Below are 21,373 nucleotides of genomic sequence, written 5' to 3'. Positions count from 1 at the left end.
TTGGGACACACAGCAAATCCGTCTGTTAAATATACAACAAAAAAAAACTGCCACTTTTGGTGACAGCTTAAATAACACAAGAGAACCTCTGTGTATTTGACAATTCTATCACAGATTAAAAAAATCAAAACGATTACTTTATAAGCTGTAGCTACTATTTTTATGCAGGAATCTGCTGACTTAAACAATGTAAAGTTCCAAATCCCCAGATGAAATCAATACAACTGATTCCAATAACCTCTCGGTCTGGGAAACATTCTGCTAAAATATTCAATGCTACACGATCATTACTATCGTTGAATGTTGGTACTAAAACGCAATTATTCAGGATTAAGAAATTAGCATAACTAGCCGGTAATCTTAAATCTTCGAAATCAACTCGTTTTGGCATCGGAAGCGCCACAATAACAGGAGATTTTCCGTTTTCTAATTTTGCATTTTGCAAACGTTTCAAGTTGTCCTGTAATGGTTTGTAGTTTGAATCGTTTTTATCCGTTTCTACAATCGTCACAATGGTATCTTCATTTACAAATCGGCATAAATCGTCGATATGACCGTGTGTATCATCTCCTTCGATTCCATCTCCTAACCAAATTACATTGGTTACCCCAAGATATTCTTTGAAAACAGCTTCGTAATCTTCTTTGGTAAAGCCAGCGTTACGAACTTGAATTGTTGGATGCATTAAACATTCTTCAGAAGTCAGTAAAGTTCCTTTTCCATTTACATCAATAGCACCACCTTCTACAATTACCGGTTTTCCTTTATACATTACCTGAGTTAAAGGAACATCAATAAAATCGGCCACTTTTCCCGGAACGAATTTATCTAACTGATAGTTTTTATATTTCGCCCATCCATTAAAATTGAAATTTAAGGCTTCTCTTTTTAAACCATTTCTAACAATAATTGGCCCTGAGTCACGCATCCAGCTTCTGTTGGTTTTATGAATGATATAAGAAACGTTTTCAAGATTTACACGAGCTCTTTCAAGCATATCGGCAACTTTTTCTTTCAGTTTCTCATCGGCTACAACCAAAAAAACAGTTTCAAAAGTGGCTACCTTTTTTATAAATTCTACAAAAGCCCATTGAACAGCTTCGTATTTTCCCGGCCAATCGTTGCCATTATGCGGAAAACACAATACAATTCCTTGTTGTTTTTCCCATTCTGCTGGAAATCTTCTATTATTTGTTGACATAAACAGGTTCTAATTTAGAAAGTGCAAAGATAAGCATTCGTTAGGATTATAAAACATTTGAACGAAAATCATCTTTTATTTCACAATAAATATCCTGCAAAATTTAAGTTAAAGATTATATAATATGTTCTTAATATTCGACAGAAAGACGCTAATTACTTTTGCCAAAACTAAAAACTAACACATGAAAAAATTATCTATCTCTTTATTAGCAGCTTTTTTTATTATGGCAAGCTGTAATAATGATGAAAATTCAAACAACGAACCAGAGGTTACGGTAAGCGAAAACCCGGCAACTTTTAAAGAAATTGGTTCTATTACAATTGGTGGTGAAGCTGCAGCAGAAATTTCAGCTTACTGCGAAAAAACAAAAAGATTATTTACGGTAAATAACAGCGGTGTCAATCAAATTGATGTTATTGATATCACAGATCCAACAAAACCAATGAAAATTGGAAAAATCGATTTGAGTACTTACGAAGGAGCCGCAAACAGCGTTTCTGCTTTTGACGGAAAGCTGGCTGTTGCTCTGGAATCAACAACAAACAAACAAGCTAACGGAAAAGTTGCTGTTTTCAATACTTCTGATTATAGTTTAATCAAACAAGTTACGGTTGGTGCATTACCTGATATGGTTACTTTTTCTCCGGATGGAAAATATATTATAACAGCCAACGAAGGTGAACCAAATACAGATTATTCACAAGATCCAAACGGAACTATTTCTATTATTGAAACAAGTACTTACACAGTAACTACTTTAGATTTTGCTTCTTTCGCAAGTCAGGCAGCAGCTTTAGCAAAAGATGGATTCAGAATTTCTAAATTTGCTAAAAGCTTTGCTCAGGATATCGAACCAGAATACATTACTATTTCAGATGATTCCAAAACGGCCTGGGTAACTTTACAGGAAAATAATGGTGTCGCAAAAGTTGATTTAACTTCTAAAACGATTACAGCTATTTATCCTTTAGGTTTAAAAGATTACAATACTGCCGAAAATGCAATTGATATTAGCGATAGTGACGATAAAATCGCCTTCAATCCATGGAAAGTAAAAGGTCTATTTATGCCAGATGCAATCAGCCATTTCTCAGCCAACAATGTTCCTTATTTTGTTACTGCTAATGAAGGAGATGCAAGGGAATATACTGCATATACTGACGTTAAAAGAATGAAAAGCTTAAAACTTGATGCTACAGTTTTTCCTGATGCAACTAATATGAAACTTGACGCTAATTACGGAAGATTAAATCTTGTTGCAGATATGGGTGACACTGATGGTGACGGTGATTTAGACGAAATGGTAAGTTTTGGTGCGAGATCTTTCTCAATCTGGAATGGAAACACAGGAAAAATTGTTTACGACAGTAAAAATGATCTTGATAAAAAATCTAACGAACTGGGACTTTATGATGACAAAAGAAGTGACGATAAAGGTTCTGAGCCAGAAGCGGTATATGTAGCCAAAATGGGAACTCAGAATATTCTTTTCGTTGGTTTAGAAAGATCTGATGCATTTTTAACTTATGACGTAACAAATCCAAACTCTCCGCAATATTTACAAACAGTAAAAACAGGAGATGCTCCAGAAGGATTATTATTTATTCCGGCTTCTAAAAGTCCAACTAAAAGAAGTTTGTTAGTAGTAAGCAGTGAAGGCGACGGAACGGTAAAAATTTACCAGCCAGATTTGAAATAATCATAAAATTATCAAAATTTTAAAAAGAGCAAAAACTAAATTTTGCTCTTTTTTTGCTTTTTATTGATACTTAATTAACTAATTTTCATAATTATAAGCTAAAACATGGGAATTATGTAACCAGATATAGAACGCGTTTCTACAATACGTGCTCTAATTTTGTCATGAGTTTAAAATAAAAACAATTTAATTTTTGATATCATGAAAAAGAAATTAGTATCAGCCTCTTTATTATTACTATCCTTTGCCGCTGGCGCACAAAATATGGCTACCACTTCTACCAAACCAAGTGTAGATCAGGAATTCAATAAATGGTCGATAGAACTTAATGGTGGTGTTAACAAACCAACGAGAGCTATGACTCCAGGTTACACTACAGAATCTGCCAACTTCTTTCACGGAGATTTAGGTGTAAGATATATGTTTAGCCCTAAGTTTGGTTTGAAATTGGATGTTGGATACGATCAATTTAAAGAGAAAAAAAATACTCCAGATTTTGAAAGCCGTTACGTAAGAGCGAGTTTACAAGGAGTTGTGAATGTGGGACGTGCTTTAAATTTTGAAACTTGGACAAACACAATTGGTCTTTTGGCACATGGAGGTTTTGGAGTTTCGCAAATTAGTACTGAAACAGGATTTGGCGGACAAGATTACATGGCGCACGGAATTGCCGGTTTAACGGGACAAATCAAATTAAGTAATCGTGTAGCTTTAACTGGTGACCTTACAGGAATTGTAAACGGAAGACAAAACTGGAACTTCGACGGAATGGGTAACACTACTACAGGTTCTTTTGACGGAGTTTTATTAAACGCTTCTGTTGGTCTAACATTCTACTTAGGTAAACACGAAAGACATGCTGACTGGGTTGGTGAAGAAGACAGAATTAGTGAATTGGAAAGAAGAGTGGACTTAGTTGAAACTGGTCTGATCGATTCAGACAAAGACGGAGTTGCGGATTTATACGATTTAGAACCAAACACTATTGCAGGAGTTGCTGTTAACACTAAAGGACAATCTATTGATACGAATCAAAATGGTGTGCCGGATGAGTTGGAAAGCTACTTAGACAAAACGTATGAGAAAAAAGGAGCCGGAACAGCTACAAACAACACTGTTGAAGAATTAATCAATGGAGGTTATGTAAATGTTTATTTCGACTTTAATTCATCTAAACCAACAAACGCTTCTTTATCCGGTGTTGATTTCTTAGTGAAATATTTGAAAAATAATCCAGGAAAATCAGCTGATATTATTGGTTATGCTGACGAAATTGGAAACACAAACTACAATACTGAATTGTCTAGAAAAAGAGCGGAAGCTGTGAAAAAGGTAGCAGTAAATGCAGGAATAGACGCTTCAAGATTGAATGTAATTGCTAACGGAGAAGATACTTCTGTTAACAAGAACTCTAAAGAGGCACGTCAAATCGTGAGAAGAGTTACTTTCCAGGTGAAGTAATCCATATAAAGCTAAAAACGAGAAAAAGAGCTATTCAAATGAACTGCCCCCAAATAGTGTCTAACTTTTTGGGGGCAGTTCATTTTGAGATAGCTCTTTCATATATTTTTAAAAAAAATTATTTGTCGATTGCTCTTTTTGTAATATCTCCAAAAGCATCAATTCTTCGGTCTCTGAAAAACGGCCAGTTTTGACGAACATTTTCCTGAAGATCTAAATCAACCTCAGCGATTAAGATTTCTTCTTTATCATGAGAAGCCTGAGCTAAAATTTCTCCTTGAGGCCCGGCAATAAATGATGCTCCCCAGAATTGAATTCCTTCAGTTCCTTCAATATATTTTTCTAAACCAATTCGATTCGCCGCTGCAACGAAAACACCATTTGCAACAGCATGACCTTTCATTACATTCATCCAAGCACCGTACTGATTTTCTCCGTACTGCTCTTTTTCCTTAGGATGCCATCCGATAGCTGTTGGGTAGAATAAAACCTCAGCACCTTTTAAAGCTGTAATTCTCGCAGCTTCCGGATACCATTGATCCCAGCAGATTAAAGTTCCAACAGTTCCTTTTTTAGTTTCTATTGCCTGGAAACCTAAATCTCCCGGAGTGAAATAGAATTTCTCATAGAAATGCGGATCGTCCGGAATGTGCATTTTACGGTATAAACCAGCTTCTGTACCATCTGTATCGATGATATACGCACTATTATGATAGATTCCAGCCATCCTTTTTTCGAAGAAAGGAACAATAATTACTACTCCTAATTCTTTTGCCAATTCGCTGAAAGCAATAAATGAAGTGCTATATAAAGGTTCTGCTAATGCAAAATTATCTACATCTTCGCTTTGGCAGAAATAATGACTGCTATATAGTTCCGGAAGTAAGATTACCTCTGCTCCCTGACTTGCAGCATCTCTTACCCAACTGATACATTTCTTAAGATTATTTTCAGCAACATCATTCAGATTTAACTGAATTACTGATATTTTATATTTTCTTTTCGGCATGACATAAAATTTAGAGTGCAAAAATAATACTTTTTAAAGGAATGGCAAAGCGAGTTTAATTTACTTAACTCAGATATAAAAAAAGAGCTTTAAAGCTCTTTCATAATTGTTTTATACTATCTCGTTTTGTAGAAAATATTTTAGAAATATAAATCACACCATCCACTTCAAGATACAAAATTTTATTGTCCCTTATTATAATTCTCCGATATTCAGGCTCAATTTCATCTTTTTGATATTGCTCACCAAAACGTATTTTTTTAGTGGCATCTAAGATTTCATTTTTAATATTATTTGCACCTTGAATAGATTTCTCTTTATAGTAATTATCAATTGTTTTCAGCTAATTTTTGGCCGTATTAGTCCAAATAACTTTTAAAAACTTATCCATTACCAGTTTTCAGCTTCTTTCTCTAAATCTTCTTGTGAAGTATACTCTCCTCTTTCAATTTCCAATTTGATATCAGCCAGTTGAGCTTTGTATTCACTTCTAGTGACTGGTTTTCCTTCTACAGAAAACGCCACTATTTCTTCTTCTTGATAACTTTCAATAACTGCTTTAACCACTTTTAAAAGACGTTCATCGGCAGTATTAATATATTCTAACACACTTTCTCTCAACTCTAAAGCTCCCATAATCATACTTTTTTTGATCTTTCAAAGATAGAGATTTTCGTTCACTTTTTAAAGTCAAAAAAGAAAACCATTTCACATCGATTTAAAAACTAAATCTTTGCAAAATGGCTTATCAACCTAAAAAAATATCAACTAAATTAGTTGCTATTCGATTACAACTTTCTGAGTCAAGAATTCAGTTTCTGATTTTTTGAATTTAATTTCGATAGTTCCTTTTGCAGTTGCTTTGAATTTGTAAACTGTCTTTTTAGGCTCAGGAACCTGCTGTGTACAAACTTCTGATGGATATTTTGCAATTACCTGTAATCCCTTTACATCTCCAATTGTTACTTCTGAGATTTTATCGAATTCTGCGCAAGCATTATCAACCGTGTAAGTTACATCATAGCTTAATTCGTCATTTACTTTTCCTGTTGCCGGTCCTTTAATTTCTGTTACTAAAGCAGCTTTTGTAGTTACAACTGGAGTTTTTTCATCGTCGTCATTACTGCATGAAACAAATGCAATTGATAAAAATAATACTACCAAAACTGATTTTAATCTAAAACTTTTCATATAAAATAATAATTAATTGTTAATTACTATGAAGACGTGTCTTGGTTGCAATGGTTGCTTATAAAAAATGTTAAAAAGTTCCAACAAAAGATTAAACAATTATAAATCAACACATTATTTAATAAAAAAATATTCAAAAAATACTGTTATTTCTTATGAAAATAAAAATCTTCTAGCCTAGCCCCGATAGAAACGGCATCCTTTTTCCTGCTCCTTTAGCAGGAAAAAGATATAGTGGATAGCGGGACAAAACGTTCTTTTGAAAATGAATCGATCTGCTCCAAAAACAAAAAAACACCAGCGTTAACTGATGTTTTTTTATTTAAAATATTGTAAAATTCCTGATTAAGCTTCCTTTTTCTTAAACAGCTTTTTGAAAAGATTTACTATCGCAAGAACGATAAAACCAATTACAAGTCCAATAGCAAACTCTTTTATAATAGATGGGAAATTTGGTAAAAGATGGTGGAAAAATTCAATATTATGAACGAATAAACCTCCTGCAACCAAAATTAAGGCAATGGTTCCAATAACGGTCAACGCTTTAATTACTTTTGGCAATGCTTGAACCAATATATTTCCAACACTTTTTAAAAGACTTTTCTCTTTTTTACTGTGCTGAATCATTTTGAAACCTACTTCGTCCATACGAACAATAAGCGCTACGATTCCGTAAACTCCAACTGTAGCGATAACTGCAATAATAGAAACTGTGATAATCTGTGATAACAATGGTTTGCCGATTACAGTTCCTAAAGCGATAATTACAATTTCGACTGAAAGAATAAAATCTGTAATAATTGCTGACTTTACTTTTTCTTTTTCAATTACTAAAATTTGTTCTTCTGTAAGAACTTCATCTGTAATTCCTTCAGATTCTTCGTGCTCGTGAGGAAAAATAAATTCATAAATTTTTTCGGCTCCTTCGTATGCTAAAAAAAGTCCCCCTAAAACTAAAATTACTATAATTGCAATTGGAAAAAAGGCACTCAATAAGAATGCAATTGGAAGAATAATGATTTTATTCAACAGCGAGCCTTTACTGATTGCCCACAAAACCGGCAATTCTCTTGAAGACGCAAATCCGGAAGCTTTTTCTGCATTTACGGCTAAGTCATCACCCAAAATTCCAGCTGTTTTTTTTGCAGCAACTTTACTCATTACTGCAACATCATCCATAATTGCTGCGATATCATCTAATAAGGCGAAAAAACCTGAACCCATTTTTTTAAATTTATTTTTAGTGATGCGAATCTAGACATTTTGCCTTAATCTGCCCAATAATTAGCCATCAAAATTTATGAATTTTATTCCTATTTTTCTGTATTGTGCTTTTTAGCTGCATTGTCCTAACAGAACCCATAAAATGATGAAAACTAAGATAGTTCCGAAACATCCTCCACCTAACTTTTTAGCACCGTATCCTGCAAGTAATCCTCTGAATATATTGTTCATGATTTTGATTTTTTAATTAATAATTTGCTGATTTCTATAGATTTTAAAATTGAATATTTTTTACAAATGAATTGTTATAGAACTTGAATTAAAAGTTATAGAATTTAGGCATAAAAAAAGCATCAGTCAAAAGACTGATGCTTTTTTTTTATTTAATTAACTACTTTTTTTTTAATTAATCAGTAGAGACACTATTACCTCTACTTATTAAAGTTGCCTTATCCAGAATCCCTTGGCCAGTTGGTACTGCTGACGGATTTTGCTGCGAAAGATCAATGTATTTCCCACTTGAAGGAGATACATTTAACAATCTACTCAAAATCAAATTAATTTGTGAACTAGGTAATGCGTTATGTGAAAAAACGGTATTTGACTGAGAAATATGTAACGAAGCTAATAATGGTATATCAATCGAATTAAGTGAAGCATTATAGCTAAAATCAATACCCCTTGCAGTAGTCAACAATGGAAAAGAAATTTTTTTTAATGCTGCATTGTTTAATATACTAGTATCATATCCATATAAGGCTTTTAAAACAGGAAATGTAAGCGAACTCAATTTTGCATTGTTTTCGATTTCTAAATCTCCATAAACCTCAGTCAGATTATCTACTTTTATAGAAGCCAAATTTGCATTGTCCTGTATAATTAAATTTATTAAATTTTTAGCTTCACTTAAGTCTAAGGTTGTTAGGTTTGATGCATTAGTAACATAAACATTTTCTGTATAAAGGCCTATTTGAGCTTTTATTTGCTCTACAGCTTCTGCATCCGTGATACTGCCAGTTAAGATGATACTAGTTTTTCCTTTATTGGCGCTACTTCCAGCATATAATGCATAAGGAACGCTTAAAAGCTGACTTGTACCACTAATGGTATAATTAGTTCCTCCTGTCGGATCAATTTCTGTTTTTATAAAGTGAGGTCCTGCTCCCCAATCTATTCCGGAAAAGGTACCTAAAACTGGATTCCCACCTCCTATTTCCATTGTTGCTAATCCATTAACGCTTGTTCTTATATTTTGAGTTTCAACGTAAGAACTATTTCCAGTTGCCGAACCTAGCAAAATACTGGTCTTTATACCAACTATGGTATTTGCAAGTAATGTACTGTCTTTTTTACGAATTACAGATTGATAATTCATCTTTTGCGGGGCTTGAGCAAATAAAATGGTAAAAGAACTCAATAAAAGTAATCCCAGAGTAATTTTTTTCATAAATCTTTTTTGCGTTTTTTAGATTTCTACTTTTTGATAATTTTAAAAGTTTTTATTGTTTTCGAATTGTTAATTACTTTTAGAAAATAGACTCCATGTGGTAGTCCATACATAGAGACTTTAGTTTCTGATAAAGTAATGTTCAAATCTTTTGATAGTATTTTTCCATTTGTATCAATTAAGTTATAAGACAACGATTCGAATTTATTATTGAAAACAGTAAGATTCAGCTCATCAATAACAGGATTTGGAAAAGCAATCATTACTAAATTAATTTCATCGAATTGATCATTACCTAAAGTTGTGATTTCATAAGGCTGTTGCACCCCTTCTTGTGCTGATCCGCCACTTCCTCTTAATTGCATATTGACAATCTGTCCCACTGAATAACTGGATGCTCCGCCATTACCTGTACCTTTTCCACCTGCAACTACAATACTTTCTTGAGAGTATAAATTACTTACAAATGAAATACTAACAAGAAATAAATGTAAAAATGCCTTTTGTTTTCTTTTCATATCAGATTTAATATTTTTTCGAATCAAATATATGATATTTTCTTACAAAATAAATCAAAAAAGTAAATTTGAAATAATACAAAAAAAGCACCAGTCTTTCGACTGATGCTTTTCTTAAGATTAACATGAAAAAAATTATTTAGCTGTCTGGTTTCTAAAGACCAAATTGCCATCGAAAGCATCTAATAAAATGATGCTGTCTGTTGTTATGTTTCCTGCCAAAATTTCTTTTGATAATTGATTTAACACTTCTCTTTGAACCACACGTTTCACTGGTCTGGCTCCAAAGTGCGGATCGTAACCTTTGTCTGCCAAGTAAGCAATAGCTTCCGGAGTTGCATCCATTGTAATACCTTGCAGCGCCAGCATTTTAGTAACGCTTTTTAACTGTAAACTTACAATTCTTGAAATATTCTCTACCGTAAGCGGTGTAAACATTACAATTTCGTCGATACGGTTGATAAACTCAGGTCGAACCGTTTGTTTTAATAATCCCAGAACTTCGTTTTTAGCCGCTTCTGTTGCTGCTTCAACACTTCCTTTTAGGTTTTCAAATTTCTCCTGAATAATATTACTTCCCATATTTGAGGTCATAATAATAATCGTATTTCTGAAATCGGCCAAACGTCCTTTGTTGTCTGTTAAACGTCCTTCGTCCAGAACCTGCAACAAAATATTAAATGTATCCGGATGCGCTTTTTCGATCTCGTCTAAAAGCACTACAGAATATGGTTTTCTACGAACAGCTTCTGTCAACTGACCTCCTTCATCATAACCAACATATCCTGGAGGCGCACCAACCAAACGGCTTACACTGTGACGTTCTTGGTATTCACTCATATCGATACGAGTCATGGCATTTTCGTCATCAAAAAGATATTCTGCTAAAGCTTTTGCCAATTCTGTTTTACCAACTCCGGTTGTTCCTAAGAATAAGAATGAACCAACAGGTTTTTTCATATCCTGTAAACCGGCGCGGCTTCTACGAACGGCGTCACTCACTGCTTCTATCGCTTCTTCCTGTCCTACCACACGTTTATGCAATTCGTCTTCCAAATGCAATAGTTTTTCTCTTTCTGTCTGAAGCATTTTGGTAACCGGAATTCCTGTCCATTTTGCTACAACTTCTGCGATATCTTCCCTAGTAACTTCTTCCTTGATTAAAGAATTTCCAGATTGGAATTCTAGCAATTGTTTCTGCAAAGTTTCTTGACGTTCCTGTGCTTCTTTTATTTTTCCGTAACGGATTTCGGCTACTTTTCCGTAATCGCCTTCACGTTCTGCACGTTCTGCTTCGTATTTAAAGTCTTCTATTTCGTGTTTTACAGCCTGAATTCCGTCAACGATATCTTTTTCCTGTTTCCATTTTGCATAGATTTCGTTTCGTTCTTCTTTTAGGTTGGCCAATTCCATCCCTAAAATTTTCAGCTTGCTTTCTTCTTTTTCACGTTTGATAGCTTCAATTTCGATTTCCAACTGCATGATTTTACGATCCAAAACATCTAATTCTTCTGGTTTTGAATTGATTTCCATACGCAGTTTAGAAGCCGCTTCATCCATTAAGTCAATTGCTTTATCTGGCAAGAAACGATTCGTAATATAACGTTGTGAAAGTTCAACTGCTGCAATAATTGCTTCGTCTTTAATTTGAACTTTATGGTGTGTTTCGTATTTCTCTTTGATACCACGTAAAATCGAAATGGCACTTTCTGTATCTGGCTCATCGATTAATACTTTTTGGAAACGTCTTTCGAGTGCTTTATCTTTTTCAAAATATTTTTGATATTCATCTAAAGTTGTTGCACCAATTGCTCTTAATTCTCCACGAGCCAAAGCTGGTTTCAGGATATTAGCAGCATCCATTGCACCTTCTCCTCCACCCGCTCCTACAAGCGTATGAATCTCGTCAATAAAAAGAACAATATCTCCATCAGCAGCTGTAACTTCTTTTACAACCGATTTCAAACGCTCTTCAAATTCTCCTTTGTATTTTGCTCCGGCAATCAAAGCTCCCATATCAAGCGAGAAAACGATTTTATCTTTTAAGTTTTCCGGAACGTCTCCATCTACAATTCTGTGCGCTAAACCTTCTGCAATTGCGGTTTTACCAACTCCAGGTTCTCCAATTAACATTGGGTTATTTTTTGTTCTACGAGTCAGAATCTGCAATACACGACGAATTTCTTCGTCACGACCGATAACTGGATCTAGTTTTCCTGTTCTTGCTAATTCGTTTAAGTTTTTAGCGAATTTATTTAACGAATTATAAGTTTCTTCAGCTGAAGCCGATGTTACTCTTTCGCCTTTTCTTAATTCTTCGATTGCTGCTTTTAAACCTTTTCCGGTAACTCCCTGATCTTTTAAGATTTGGGAAACTTTGCTTTTTGAATCAAAAATGGCTAAAATTAAATGCTCGATCGAAACGTATTCGTCGTTCATTTTTTGTGCAATAATTTCGGCTTCATTTAAAGCTTTGTTCGCATCTCTGGAAAGCATTACATCTCCTCCGGAAACTTTTGGAAAACTCTGAATTGTACTGTCCAAAATTTGAAGGAACAACGGAACGTTTACATTTAGTTTTTTCAGAATAAATGGTGCTACGTTTTCGTCCACTTCAAAAATGGCTTTGAAAATGTGTTCATTTTCAATTTGCTGCTGGCCATTTCGTTGTGCTAATTGCTGTGACAACTGAATGGCTTCCTGCGATTTAATAGTAAATTTATTTATGTTCATATTTTTATAATTTGATTGATTTTATGTGTTTAATATTCTATAAGATTAAAGTTACGATTTATTGAAGTACATTTTTAATTCAAATAATCTAACTTTGCATTGAAATAGACAAAATATATTCCACATTAAAAATAAAGACAAAATGACTTAAAAATCATGATTTTTATCAGATTTAGCTGTCAAAAAGTCACAAAACAAGCCAAATATGAGTTTTTTTAATTCAATCTTCGGAAGTTCAGAGAACTCAGAAGCCCCAAAAAGTAAAGTTAACTGGACAGAATTAACAGATATGCTTCAGTTAATGGAAATTGAAGCAATCTCAAATGAGAAACCAGTTGTAATTTTTAAGCACAGCACAAGATGCAGTATTAGCCGCATGGCGCTAAAACAATTTGAAAGAGAATTTGATCTTGAAGGAGTTGTAGATGCTTACTTTTTAGATTTGATTGCGCACCGTGATATTTCGAACGAAATTGCCAGCAGATTCGGAGTTTATCACGAATCGCCACAATTGATTTTAATTAAAAATGGAAAAGCTATTTACGATGTTTCGCACAGCGATATCGATGCTGAAGCATTAAAAAGCAAAGTATAGTTTTTTTTCTGCCACAGATTAAAGGATTAAAATGATTTCTTAAGCCACAAATTACACGAATTTACACAAATCAATTCGTGAAAATTCGTGTAATTCGTGGCAACTTAACCAAGATTAGAAAATCATTTTAATCCTTTAATCTGTGGCAAAATAATTTAAAAACTCTCGCCAGATCCTCCACCGCTAAATCCTCCGCCTCCAAATTCCATTGGAGAATCTTGCGGTTTTACTTCCGGTTTCATTCCGAAAGTTGAAGCTACTACTAAAGCTTCTGCATTTAAAATAGCATCCGAATGATTAATTCTGTCTGGTTTGAATGTTAAACCGCTCTCTTTTTCTTTTAATTTTCTGATTGAGAAATAAGCTATTGCGAATAAAACAAGTCCGCCTAAAGTTAATGCCAATTCTATTGGAAGAACTGCATAATAAAATCGAATGGTATAGATTGAAAATCCGATTCCCAGAAAACTTACCCAAAGCATAATTCTGTCTTTTGTTCTTAAAGCCTGAACTAAATATAAAATTGGAACCACAAAAGTAAAGGCATAAAAGAAAAAAGCAAACGGAATATCGGCACCTGGTTTCACTTCTGTTCCTAAAAGTTCTTCTGAAAGCTCTCTTACTACCAAATAATTACAGGAAAGATAAAACAATACCAAACAAAAGCTATTAGCTAATAAAAGTCCATAATAATAGTAACTTTCTTTTAGCTTACTGATTAATTTACTTGTCAAAAAATATAAAATAGCTGCAAAAATCATGGCAATAAACGGCAGAATAGCTCTTCCTATATCACCTAATTCAAACATCAGAAAAAATAAAAATGAAGTTACAGTTATACAGAAAACAAGCATTGAAAGCAGATGCAGGTATCTCATAAACATGTAAATTGCGGATATTGCCATAAAAAAAGCTATCACAGATTGAGATCCGTCTGTCGTAATTCCAATAGCAAATCCTACGTTTAAAGTAGCTCCTAATATAAAAGCATCATCCAATCCGTGATTACGATAATTTTGTTTTGCCAAAAGCTCTGAAACTAAAAAGCCAACAGCGGCAAAAATATAACAGCAGATTTGAAAATAAGCATTCTCTGCATTCATTCCGATAATAGAAATTGCACCGCAAATTGAACTATATAACATACTTCCTAACAAAAAGAATCCAATTCTAACCAAAATGTTATCCTGACTTCTAAAAGCTGGTAATTCTTTTTTTACAAATTTCTTTTGATCCTTACTTATAAAACCTCCTTTATATAAAGTATCAGCTTCATTAATTAAGATTTCATTATCCAGTATTTTTTTTTCGTACACTATCATTCTGCTATTTCTTTATGAAAATTTTTAATTAATTTAATGAACATTACAATGGAGCCTATAAAATAAGCCGGCAATAAGAAAAAAAACAATTCCCAAATATCAGAGAAATCAACATTTTCAAAAAGTCTGAACAAAACTATATTTGCTCCGATATAACCGTAAACAATCATAAAAACATATAGAGACATTGCTTTCAATTCATAACTAATTTTATAAAAGTAAAAAGTAGATCCTGCTAAAACAACAGCAAAAACCAGCCAGATTAAATTATAATGATTTAATAAATTACTGATCGATGCGATACTGATAATATGCAAGGCAAAAGTCAGGAAGATTAAACTGAAATGTGTTTTTAATACAATTCGATTACTGTAGATTGTCCACAATATCAATAAGATCCCTAGCACAACAGCAGAATAGCTCAAACTCTCACTAGCATAAAAATCATTGTTGTTTAATAAATCCTGAGGCGTAACAGAAAGTCCTATATAAGCCGCTAAACCGGTAACAGCAATAGTTAGCACGCTTCTATTATCAAAATAATAAGCGCAAAAGAAACTTACTATTGTGGGCACCAATGTTGCCAATCCGTAATGTTCTCCAAAAGGTTTGTATTGAAATTGTAGATAACCAATAAAAATGCATGTCAAAATATTAGCCAGCAAAACCAGATATTCTAAAACAGGATGATCAAATTGTGTTTCGGTTTTCTGAAAGCCATTTGAGTTTTTAAAACAATAGAAAAAACAAACTACAGTTACAATTAAAAGAAGTGAGAGAATTGCAATATGTCCGATAGAATCAATATTTTCATAAATCAAAATTCCGATTCCTGAAGTAAACAATATAACCGATAGATAAAGAAACAGTTTTAATTCTGCGTTTACTGAAAAGATATTCAAACTTCGATATGCTTTAACTTCTTCAAACTGATTTTCTGTAATCAAACCTTTTTCAAATAGGTCTGCAGTCGCCTGCTCATTAAATTTCTTCATTTGATTAATTTAAACTTATATTCAAATATATGTATTTAGTATGAATTTTCTCTTTTAATCCATCAGATTCAACTACTGTATTTGTTTGTTTCATTTTATTTTCTCAAAAAAAAGCTTTTAAATAGTGTAAAAACAACACTTATAATTCTTATAATCAAAACTTTAAAACATAAAAAATTGATAAATTAATTTGAAATTAATCTGAAACTTTTACATTTGTGCAATCGATTACATTAACTATTAAGCCACACAAAAACCACAAATGAAAACAAAGCTTATTTTATTAGCACTTCTTATTCCATGTTCTTTTCTTTTTGCTCAAAATTATTTTATGAGCTCTTCGGAAGGATTTGGGGCTTCTGCTACCGGCGGAGGAAATGCTGTTCCGGTAACAGTCTCAACTCTCGCAGATTTAACAGCAAAACTGAAACTTAAAACGCCACAGGTAATTTTAGTTTCCGGAACTATAAACTGCTCCTATACTAGTTTAGCAATCAATGACAAAACAATAATTGGGCTTCCGGGTGCCAGATTGGTTAATCTTGATCAAACTGCTTCGAATTCAGGAATTTTAAATCTAAAATCTGGCTCAAATAACATCATCATTCGAAATTTGATCTTTGAAGGCCCCGGTTCATATGACGTTGACGGACACGATAATTTAACTTCGGAAGCTACAAATATCTGGGTAGATCATTGCGAATTTCAAGATGGAATGGACGGCAATTTTGATAACAAAGGAGCTGCAGATAATGTTACGATTTCCTGGTGCAAGTTTACTTATCTCAAAACACCTAAAGCCGGAGGAACTGGCGGAGCTGACGATCACAGATTTTCAAACTTAGTTGGATCTTCCAAGACTGATGCACCTTCTGATGGTCATTACAGCATCACTTTCAAAAACTGTTATTGGGCACAGGGATGCAGACAAAGAATGCCGCGCGTTAGAAATGCAGAAATTCATATTTTAAACTGTCTATACAAAACATCAGAATCTGGTTCTGTGGCTATTGGATTAGGCGGTGGAACCAAAAATTCAACTTGTTATGTTGAAGGAAGTGATTTTGCTAACGTTGAAAAAGTCTTTAAAGATTACATAAGTACAGACGGTGGTACAGTTGGAATTGTATTTGATCATTGTCGTAAAGAGCCAATGGATTTTGGAATAAAAGTAAGTAAACCTTCTTATATCTATTCTGTAATTCCTTTAGGAAAAGTGGAGGAATTTGTTTCTAATACATCTTGCGGTGCCGGAGCAACATTACAAGTAAGTTCTAGTGGTATAGTATCTACAAACTGCAGTAACAAAAGCTAATTAAGGATTAAAAACATATAAAAAAAACCGATTTGTTGAATTACAAATCGGTTTTTCTTTTTTGGAAAAAGCTTAAAAAGCAGCTTTCATTTTATCTTTTATTGCATCTAAGCATAAATTATTAATACTGCCTTCGTGCGTGTGTTTGGTTTCTTTTGGAGACTTATACGTTCCCGCTTCTAATTGTTCGGCAACAGCTTTGTAAGCGTCTCTAAACGGCATTCCTGCCACAACCATTTCGTTTAAAGTATCTACAGTAAACAAATAATCGTATTTTTTATCTTCTAAAATATGATCTTTTACCGTAATATCTTTTATTGAGAAAATTGCAATATCTAAACAAGATTTTAAAGTTTGAATCGCCGGAAACAAACCTTCTTTTAAAAGCTGTAAATCTCTGTGATAACCGCTTGGAAGATTATTTGTAATTAAAGTGATTTCGTATGGAAGCGCCTGAATCTTGTTGCATTTCCCTCTGATTAACTCAAAAACATCCGGATTTTTTTTATGAGGCATAATGCTTGAACCTGTTGTAAGATGCGCAGGAAGACCAATAAAATCGAAATTCTGACTCATATATAAACAGACATCCATTGAAAATTTAGCTAACGTGGCTGCAACACTACTCATTGCAAAAGCAACTGTTTTCTCTGATTTACCACGGCTCATTTGAGCTGCAACCGAATTGTATTTTAAAGTTTCAAAACCTAATTCTTGTGTTGTAAATGTCCTGTTAATAGGAAAAGAGCTTCCGTAACCTGCAGCAGAACCTAACGGATTTTGATCTACAATTTTCAAGGCCGCATTCAGCATAGTAATGTCATCAATCAAAGTTTCGGCATAAGCAGAAAACCACATTCCGAAAGAAGACGGCATCGCGATTTGCAAATGTGTATAACCAGGCAATAAAACGTTTTGGTGTTTTTCTGCCGATTCCATCATTAAGTCAAAAAGTGTTTTTACTTGTTCTTTTAACTCTTTTACAACGTCTTTAAGATATAAATTTACATCTACTAAAACCTGATCGTTACGAGAACGAGCCGTGTGGATTTTCTTTCCTGCATCACCTAGTTTTACGGTTAGAAGATATTCGATTTTAGAATGCACGTCTTCAAAACTGTCTTCGATTTCAAAATTACCTACTACAATATCAGCAATAATTTCGTTTAAAGCATCAACTAAAGATGTTGTTTCTTCTGAAGTTAATAAGCCAATTTGCCCTAACATTTTGGCGTGTGCAATTGAACCTAAAGCGTCATATTTTGCCAAAACTAAATCCAGTTCACGATCGTTTCCTACTGTGAATTGTTCAATTTGTTTATCTGTTGGTATTCCTTTTTCCCAAAGTTTCATAGGTCGTTTATATTTCGGAAGAAACCTAACAGGTTTTAAAAACCTGTTAGGTTTGTCTTCGATATTATTATAATTTAAAGAAATCGGTTAGTATTTTGATATACAAATCGACCCCTTCTACAATTTCATTTACAAAAATAAATTCATCGGCTGAATGCGAACGTAATGTTTCTCCTGGTCCTAATTTCAAAGACTGACAGCTTAAAACGGATTGATCTGAAAGTGTTGGCGAACCATATGTTGTTCTTCCCAAAGCAATTCCGGCCTGAACCAAACCGTGCTCAATTGGAATTGATGATGCATTTAAATGCATTGATCTTGGTGTTACTTCGGCATTTACATTTGCTTTAACCACTTCTAAAATTTCAGCATTTGTGTAACGGTCTGTTACACGAATATCCACAACCAAATCACATTCTGATGGCACAACATTATGTTGTTTTCCTGCATTAATCTGCGTCACGGTCATTTTTACAGGTCCTAAAACGTCTGAGATTTTGTCGAATTTATAGTTTTTAAACCATTCCATTACCGGAATTGATTTGTATAATGCATTGTCGTCGTTTTGATGTGCGGCGTGGCTTGCCGTTCCTTTTACTTTTACATCTAAAACTAAAAGACCTTTTTCTGCAACTGCTAATTGCATTAAAGTTGGTTCTCCAACAATGGCACAATCTAGTTCTGGTAAGCTTTTTAAAACGCTATTTAGACCATTTTTTCCACTGCTTTCTTCTTCAGCAGAAGCCACGATTACAATATTGTGAGAAAGGTTTTGATGTTCGTAGAAATGTACAAAAGTTGCCAGTAACGAAACTAAACAGCCTCCTGCATCATTGCTTCCTAAACCGAATAGTTTTCCGTCTTTTTCAATCGCTTTGAACGGATCGTTGGTGTACGCCTGATTTGGTCGAACCGTATCATGATGTGAATTTAATAAAAGTGTTGGTTTGTTTTCGTCGAAATATTTGTTGAAAGCCCACACATTGTTATTTTCTCTCTTGAATGGAATTTCATTCTGATTGAACCAATTTTCGATTAAAAGAGCCGTCTGATCTTCTTCACTTGAAAATGAAGGGGTTTCGATTAGGCTTTTTAATAAACTAATTGCTTCTTGGGTAAGCGTATCTATATTTTTCATTTTGTTGTGCTCTTGCCACAAAGGCGCTAAGTCGCTAAGTTTTTTTAAGCTTTAACTTTCTTAATTAAAATAATATGCGACATTTTTAATTTGCGCAAATTTCTTAAATTAATATTTAAAAGCACTGCGCAGTGCTGTTTTTTTGCCACTAATTACACGAATTTTCACAAATTATCTTTTTGTTAGAGATTAAAAATCAAAATGAACTTTTTCATGTATTTTAAAAATTATTTTCTCTTTTTTAAACAGAAAAAAATTAGTGCCAATTCGTGGCTATATCTTTACAACGTAATCGTTGTATGCGGAATATCTGAATTTTGGAGCATTTTGTGATGTCCAATTTTGATTTTCTGCACGCCTCTTGACAAACTATTGAAACAGTTATCCAATTTTGGAATCATTCCGGAATGGATTACTTTTTCTTCTTTTAGTTTATGATATAAAACTTCATTGATTTCAGTAATTACAGATGAATCGTCTTCAGAATCTTGTAAAACGCCTTGTTTTTCAAAACAATATGTCAACGTAACATCAAAAACTTCAGATAAAGCAATTGATAGTTCACTTGCAATTGTATCAGCGTTAGTGTTTAACAATTGTCCGTTTTTATCGTGTGTGATGGCACAGAAAACAGGAACAACTCCAGCTTCTAACAAAGTAGCTAGCAACTTCGTGTTTACTTGTTTTACGTCGCCTACAAATCCGTAATCGATTGTTGGGTGGTTTCTTTTTGTGGACTGAATCAAATTTCCGTCAGCACCAGAAAAACCAATGGCATTATTATCTTTAGCCTGTAACTGCGCTACAATATGTTTGTTGATTTGACCTGCGTAAATCATCACAACAACATCAAGCATTGGAGCATCTGTAATTCGACGTCCGTCAATCATTTGCGGAACTAAACCAATACTCTGCGCCATTTTTGTAGCCGATTTTCCACCTCCGTGAACTAAAACTTTATAGCCTTCTATTTTAGAAAAATCGGTTAAGAATTGTTCTAATTCTGCCGGATTGTCGATGATGTTTCCACCTATTTTGATTACTGATACGTTCATTATCTTTAAGGTTCAGAGAGACAAAGTGACAAAGTTGCAAAGTTTTTTTACAAGGTTTAAGCCTCTGTCACTTTGCAACTTTGTGTCTTTGTCACTTTAATTTACAATTTCTTCAAAATCTTTTGTAAAACTAATTGTGCTGAATACGTTCTATTATTCGCTTGTTCGATTACGATTGAATTTTCTCCGTCTAGGACTTCGTCGCTTACAATTACGTTACGACGAACCGGAAGACAGTGCATGAATTTTCCGTTGTTGGTTAAAGCCATTTTTTCGGCTGTAACTGTCCAATTTGGATCACTATTGGTTACTTTTCCGTAATCGTTGAAATTACTCCAGTTTTTTACATAAACGAAATCAGCATTTTCAAAAGCCTTATCTTGGTTGTATTCGATTGTGCAGTCTTTTGTGATTTCTGGGCTAAGCTCATAACCTTCTGGATGTGTAATTACAAAATCCATATCTTTTTGCATCTGCATCATTTCTACGAATGAATTGGCAACTGCCTGTGGCAATGCTTTTGGATGCGGCGCCCACGAAAGAACTACTTTTGGTTTGTTTTTGTGTCTAGGTTTGAATTCTTCCATTGTAATTGCATCTGCCAACGACTGTAATGGGTGACGAATAGCACTTTCCATGTTTACAATTGGCACTGTAGCATATTTCAAAAATCCTGAAATTACAGTTTCCTGATAATCTTTTTCTTTATCAACCAAACCTGCAAAAGCACGAATTGCAATGATATCACAGTATTGCGAAACCACTTCTGCTGCTTCTTTGATGTGTTCTGAAGCACCGGAATTCATTACAGCTCCATCTTCGAATTCTAATGTCCATCCTTCGTTAGTAAAATTCATTACCATAACGTTCATTCCTAAGTTCATTGCCGCTTTTTGAGTACTCAAACGCGTTCTTAAACTTGGATTGAAGAATAACATTCCAAGAGTTTTATTTTTTCCTAAACTTTGATTTTTAAGCGGATTCTTTTTGATTTTAATCGCTTGTTTTACCCATTTTGATAATGAGTTGATTTCTTTTATTGAGATATAGTTCATTTGTTTTGCCTTTGTTTTTATTTTTATTTTGTGATGTCTAAAATTATACGCTGATTATA

General features: G+C 33.7%; 18 protein-coding genes. 4 read left to right on the top strand and 14 right to left on the bottom strand.

The window, feature by feature from the left end; all coding sequences use genetic code 11:
• Nucleotides 1-160: 160 nt before the first annotated feature.
• Nucleotides 161-1,201, bottom strand: a complete 1,041-nt coding sequence (locus tag HYN56_RS14985) for an agmatine deiminase family protein (RefSeq protein WP_109192913.1) — start codon at nucleotides 1,199-1,201, stop codon at nucleotides 161-163.
• 184 nt (nucleotides 1,202-1,385) lie between these two features.
• Here HYN56_RS14985 and HYN56_RS14980 point away from each other — a divergent pair, with 184 nt between their 5' ends.
• Together HYN56_RS14980 and HYN56_RS14975 are read left to right on the top strand one after the other, a co-directional pair.
• Nucleotides 1,386-2,903: a choice-of-anchor I family protein gene (locus HYN56_RS14980; RefSeq protein WP_109192912.1), complete on the top strand. Its 1,518-nt coding sequence runs from the start codon at nucleotides 1,386-1,388 to the stop codon at nucleotides 2,901-2,903.
• 201 nt (nucleotides 2,904-3,104) lie between these two features.
• Nucleotides 3,105-4,364, top strand: a complete 1,260-nt coding sequence (locus HYN56_RS14975) for an OmpA family protein (RefSeq protein ID WP_109192911.1) — start codon at nucleotides 3,105-3,107, stop codon at nucleotides 4,362-4,364.
• Between the two features lie 118 nt (nucleotides 4,365-4,482).
• Here the strand turns inward: HYN56_RS14975 and HYN56_RS14970 are convergent, their stop codons facing one another.
• From HYN56_RS14970 to clpB, 7 genes are all read right to left on the bottom strand, one after another.
• Entirely contained in the window at nucleotides 4,483-5,373 is an 891-nt protein-coding gene (locus HYN56_RS14970) for a carbon-nitrogen hydrolase (protein WP_026729496.1), read from the bottom strand.
• Nucleotides 5,374-5,763: 390 nt separating this feature from the next.
• Entirely contained in the window at nucleotides 5,764-6,009 is a 246-nt protein-coding gene (locus HYN56_RS14965) for a hypothetical protein (protein ID WP_109192910.1), read from the bottom strand.
• A gap of 144 nt (nucleotides 6,010-6,153) precedes the next feature.
• Nucleotides 6,154-6,564, bottom strand: a complete 411-nt coding sequence (locus HYN56_RS14960) for a hypothetical protein (RefSeq protein WP_109192909.1) — start codon at nucleotides 6,562-6,564, stop codon at nucleotides 6,154-6,156.
• 345 nt (nucleotides 6,565-6,909) lie between these two features.
• Nucleotides 6,910-7,788, bottom strand: coding sequence for a DUF808 domain-containing protein (locus tag HYN56_RS14955; RefSeq protein WP_109192908.1), 879 nt, complete (start codon nucleotides 7,786-7,788; stop codon nucleotides 6,910-6,912).
• A 406-nt stretch (nucleotides 7,789-8,194) separates the two neighbouring features.
• The gene (locus HYN56_RS14950; protein WP_109192907.1) at nucleotides 8,195-9,235 is read right to left on the bottom strand and encodes a SadB/YajI family lipoprotein; all 1,041 of its coding nucleotides are present in this window, start codon (nucleotides 9,233-9,235) and stop codon (nucleotides 8,195-8,197) included.
• Between the two features lie 26 nt (nucleotides 9,236-9,261).
• The gene (locus HYN56_RS14945) at nucleotides 9,262-9,753 is read right to left on the bottom strand and encodes a T9SS type A sorting domain-containing protein (protein WP_109194816.1); all 492 of its coding nucleotides are present in this window, start codon (nucleotides 9,751-9,753) and stop codon (nucleotides 9,262-9,264) included.
• Nucleotides 9,754-9,888: 135 nt separating this feature from the next.
• Entirely contained in the window at nucleotides 9,889-12,486 is a 2,598-nt protein-coding gene (clpB, locus tag HYN56_RS14940; RefSeq protein ID WP_109192906.1) for an ATP-dependent chaperone ClpB, read from the bottom strand.
• A gap of 205 nt (nucleotides 12,487-12,691) precedes the next feature.
• Between clpB and ytxJ the strand changes: the two genes are divergently transcribed.
• A complete protein-coding gene (gene ytxJ / locus HYN56_RS14935; protein ID WP_109192905.1) occupies nucleotides 12,692-13,081 on the top strand; it encodes a bacillithiol system redox-active protein YtxJ in 390 nt (129 codons plus the stop codon).
• A gap of 155 nt (nucleotides 13,082-13,236) precedes the next feature.
• Here ytxJ and HYN56_RS14930 read toward each other — a convergent pair whose 3' ends face one another.
• Nucleotides 13,237-14,403: a hypothetical protein gene (locus HYN56_RS14930; RefSeq protein ID WP_109192904.1), complete on the bottom strand. Its 1,167-nt coding sequence runs from the start codon at nucleotides 14,401-14,403 to the stop codon at nucleotides 13,237-13,239.
• Nucleotides 14,400-15,398 carry a DUF2157 domain-containing protein gene (locus tag HYN56_RS14925; protein WP_109192903.1) on the bottom strand — a complete coding sequence of 333 codons (999 nt, stop codon included), beginning with the start codon at nucleotides 15,396-15,398 and terminating at the stop codon, nucleotides 14,400-14,402. Before HYN56_RS14925 ends, HYN56_RS14930 begins: the two co-directional genes overlap by 4 nt.
• A 262-nt stretch (nucleotides 15,399-15,660) precedes the next feature.
• On the opposite strand from HYN56_RS14925, the gene HYN56_RS14920 reads away from it, so the two are divergent.
• Nucleotides 15,661-16,713, top strand: coding sequence for a pectate lyase family protein (locus tag HYN56_RS14920; protein ID WP_109192902.1), 1,053 nt, complete (start codon nucleotides 15,661-15,663; stop codon nucleotides 16,711-16,713).
• Between the two features lie 72 nt (nucleotides 16,714-16,785).
• On the opposite strand, the gene argH is transcribed toward HYN56_RS14920, so the two are convergent.
• From argH to HYN56_RS14900, 4 genes are all read right to left on the bottom strand, one after another.
• Complete coding sequence (gene argH / locus HYN56_RS14915; protein ID WP_109192901.1) at nucleotides 16,786-18,066, bottom strand: argininosuccinate lyase; 1,281 nt, start codon at nucleotides 18,064-18,066, stop codon at nucleotides 16,786-16,788.
• Between the two features lie 67 nt (nucleotides 18,067-18,133).
• On the bottom strand, nucleotides 18,134-19,204 hold the full coding sequence (locus tag HYN56_RS14910; protein ID WP_109192900.1) for a M20 family metallo-hydrolase: 1,071 nt from the start codon (nucleotides 19,202-19,204) through the stop codon (nucleotides 18,134-18,136).
• 281 nt (nucleotides 19,205-19,485) lie between these two features.
• Nucleotides 19,486-20,259 carry an acetylglutamate kinase gene (gene argB, locus HYN56_RS14905; RefSeq protein WP_109192899.1) on the bottom strand — a complete coding sequence of 258 codons (774 nt, stop codon included), beginning with the start codon at nucleotides 20,257-20,259 and terminating at the stop codon, nucleotides 19,486-19,488.
• Nucleotides 20,260-20,360: 101 nt separating this feature from the next.
• Nucleotides 20,361-21,314, bottom strand: a complete 954-nt coding sequence (locus HYN56_RS14900; RefSeq protein ID WP_109192898.1) for an N-acetylornithine carbamoyltransferase — start codon at nucleotides 21,312-21,314, stop codon at nucleotides 20,361-20,363.
• Nucleotides 21,315-21,373 lie beyond the last annotated feature (59 nt).

Source organism: Flavobacterium crocinum (assembly GCF_003122385.1).
In the GTDB taxonomy this organism is placed as follows: Bacteria; Bacteroidota; Bacteroidia; order Flavobacteriales; family Flavobacteriaceae; genus Flavobacterium; species Flavobacterium crocinum.
The sequence above is the reverse complement of the archived record's forward strand: the minus strand, read 5'-3'. Positions and strand labels throughout refer to the sequence as shown.